General features: G+C 47.2%; 5 protein-coding genes and 1 pseudogene. All 6 read left to right on the forward strand.

Annotated elements, in window-relative coordinates:
• Positions 1–453: 453 nt before the first annotated feature.
• Entirely contained in the window at positions 454–783 is a 330-nt protein-coding gene (locus tag QUF18_RS20305) for a GrlR family regulatory protein (protein WP_289389051.1), read from the forward strand.
• A gap of 215 nt (positions 784–998) precedes the next feature.
• Positions 999–1,199 (forward strand): transposase, encoded by a 201-nt coding sequence (locus QUF18_RS20540; RefSeq protein ID WP_374807247.1) that lies wholly within the window; start codon positions 999–1,001, stop codon positions 1,197–1,199.
• Positions 1,200–1,222: 23 nt separating this feature from the next.
• Entirely contained in the window at positions 1,223–1,843 is a 621-nt protein-coding gene (locus QUF18_RS20545; protein WP_374807248.1) for a DDE-type integrase/transposase/recombinase, read from the forward strand.
• Between the two features lie 54 nt (positions 1,844–1,897).
• The gene (locus tag QUF18_RS20550; protein ID WP_374807249.1) at positions 1,898–2,011 is read left to right on the forward strand and encodes a hypothetical protein; all 114 of its coding nucleotides are present in this window, start codon (positions 1,898–1,900) and stop codon (positions 2,009–2,011) included.
• Between the two features lie 414 nt (positions 2,012–2,425).
• On the forward strand, positions 2,426–2,629 hold the full coding sequence (locus tag QUF18_RS20315; protein WP_289389052.1) for a hypothetical protein: 204 nt from the start codon (positions 2,426–2,428) through the stop codon (positions 2,627–2,629).
• An 85-nt stretch (positions 2,630–2,714) separates the two neighbouring features.
• Positions 2,715–2,966, forward strand: a pseudogene (locus tag QUF18_RS20320) (transposase); the annotation flags it as partial.

A 2,966-nucleotide genomic window follows, 5' to 3' on the forward strand; every position in this document is an offset into this window, starting at 1 on the left:
GTTGCAGCCGTAGCGCTAGCCAACAAAATTGCGCGCACGATCTGGGCACTCTTGGTGAAAGGTGGCACGTATCAAGCGCCGGACAACATGATGAATGCATAAAACAAGGATCTAGAAGTTCCGGCTGTAGCAGCCGGATCATATGGCAAGGTGCCAAGCGTGATGAACCAACCGGACAAAATCCAGATATCGATCAGACCGTGTGTCGCAATGCGTTTTTGAGCACGCAAATTTGATTAAGGCGATCGGCATCGCGGATATCATCATGGCCAGCGGGAATAAAGCCGCATTAACAGGCCGAACATATGACTGCACCGTCCCATGGGCCATCAATGCAGAAAAACCTTGCTATCAGGGCCGTTCCACATATGCGACACAACCTTATTAACCTATGCATTGGATAATGAGTTGGGAATCAGATTGGGCCCGGCACACCAAAGTGAGGACACAAAAATGCAAAATGGAATTTACTGTGCAACATTCAGTATTACCGGAGAATCGGAAGCCAGTGTTGTCGTACTGCGTGACGGCAGTTTAAGTGGCGGTGACTCCGGATCCTACTATATTGGAGACTACTCAGTTGACAGTGACAACTTCCAAGCCAATGTTAAGATCAAGGTGCACACAAAAAATCCTGAGTTGTTCTATGTGTTCGGCGATGAGGAAGGCGAAGTTATCATAACTGGAACTGCAACTGAGACATCGGTCACCGCGACCGGGACTTCGCCTCAACTCGAAGGCATTACGTTCGATTGCATTCTACGTCTTATTGCTAAGCAATAAGTTTATCCACGTATGTCTCAAACAAACAAACGTGGTAATTTGTAGATATGCCCTTACTCACGGGACATTTCCTTTATTCTTCCATATTTGAAAAAAGGTGAGGTTTATGCCCATGGATCAACGTGAGATACGGAGCAAATTGCGGTTACTTGAATAAGTCAACGAGATTTAAAGAACGGCAAATCCTTTCTATCTTACGGCAAGCTGAGGGTGGTATGCCTGTAGCCGAGCTCTGTCGAGAACATGGGATGAGCAACGCGTCATTCTACAAATGGCGTGCTAAGTATGGTGGACTGGACGCATCGATGATTGCCCAGACAAAAACATTGGAAGATGAGAACCGCCGGCTGAAGAAAATGTTTGCAAAGCTTAGCATGCAGAGCGAGTTGCTGAAGAAAGCCCATGGAAAAAAGTAACGGGACCATCTCAGCGAAGAGAGATGGCCGCAATGGCCGTGGAGCGGCGTGGGGTTAGCATTGCGCTTGCTTGCCGCACCTTCACGGTAAGCGAAACTTGCTATCGTTACAGCGCCAAACTGAACGACGATAGCGTGCAGATCGCTGATCTGTTGATCGGATTAACGCGGGCGAAGAGGAACTGGGGCTTCGGCTTGTGTTTCCTTTATCTGCGCAACGTCCGTGGGTACCACTGGAACCACAAAAAGATATACCACATTTACCGGGAGTTAGAGCTGAACCTGCGCATCGTACCACGTAAACGATTGAAGCGCGATAAACCCGATATTCTGGCTGTGCCAAAATCGCACAATATGGTCTGGTCTATGGATTTCATGGCAGATCGGTTGGATGATGGCAGACAGTTAAATGTGCTGGATGACTTCAACCGTGAGGGATTAGGCATAGAGGTGAATTTTTTTGCCAGCGGAGCGTGTCATCCGAAGCCTGACCAGATAATTGAGTGGCGCGGCAAGCCTTTCTCTATTCGAATGGATAATGGGCCTGAATATGTCAGTGGCAAACTGATGGAATGGGCTAAAAAGCAGGGTATTACTTTGAGCCACATCCAGCCGGGCAAGCCACAGCAAAACGCATATATCTAACGTTATAATCGCACTGTTCGGCATGAATGGTTAGATCAATATATCATCGAAAGCATTGAGGAGGCACAAGAATTCGCTACAAAGTCGCTCTGGACTTACAATAACGAAAAACCCAATATGGGCATTGGTGGGATTACTCCCGCCCAGAAACTGAAAATGGCCGCGTGAATTCTACTACGGAACCCCGTTAAAAACGGGGGGATTACCCCCCTATCTTGAGTGAGATCTACTGTCATTCTTAAAGTGCTAGGCAAAATAATCATCGGTACGGACGGATGAATTAGCGTGATCATGTTGCAAACAGAAGTGCTAGATGTGGCCTGACTTTTAAGCAGGCCGCAGTATCCACTATCTTATGCAGCCTCTGCCCGATCCAGATATGGCGTCCACATTGACTTTAACATAGACACAAGAGGCTTAAGCGTTTTGAGTTTATCGATTACTTGCTGTTTATGTCACGCCCCTATTAGAGCGGTTCCATCGATCATGAGCTATCCTTTCGCCGGTTTAAGTCTGCCTATTGCATTGGGTTGGGTAGCGCAGCTAATATTTCGTTGATCACATCTTAGCGGGGGCGAATGCATGCTGAAACACATTGAGTTTATAAAAGAAGAAATTCAAGCTGAACTTAAGCGACGTAAGGTAGCTCACGATGAAGGTAATATTCCTAAAAATGATACACTAATCGCATCTACAACAAATATTATAAAGTGCTTTAATTGCGATAGACCAACTTCTTCTGCATCGTTTCATTCACTCTGTGCTTATTGTGCATTTATTGAGTAGTAATTATTTCCCGCATTCTGCATTGCCTCACATCAATCTCCTCGCCTGAGGTGATGAAAATGAACACCACTGCCGAACCGTGAGAAACAGCAGTGGTGGCAAGGAGCGGCTCGGCCGAATATCGAAACAGGGGAATAAGCAGTTACGGACACTGCTGATTGTCGGCGCAACATCTATTCTCAAGCAAGCTCGGCGTGGTGTGCCGATGCCAAAGTGGGTTATCGGATTGATGGCACGCCGCCCTTATAAGGTTGCAGCCGTAGCGCTAGCCAATAAAATTGCGCGCACGATCTGGGCACTCTTGGTGAAAGGTGGCACGTATCAAGCGCCGGACAAC

This window comes from Pseudochrobactrum kiredjianiae, assembly GCF_030362795.1.
Taxonomy (GTDB): domain Bacteria; phylum Pseudomonadota; class Alphaproteobacteria; order Rhizobiales; family Rhizobiaceae; genus Pseudochrobactrum; species Pseudochrobactrum kiredjianiae.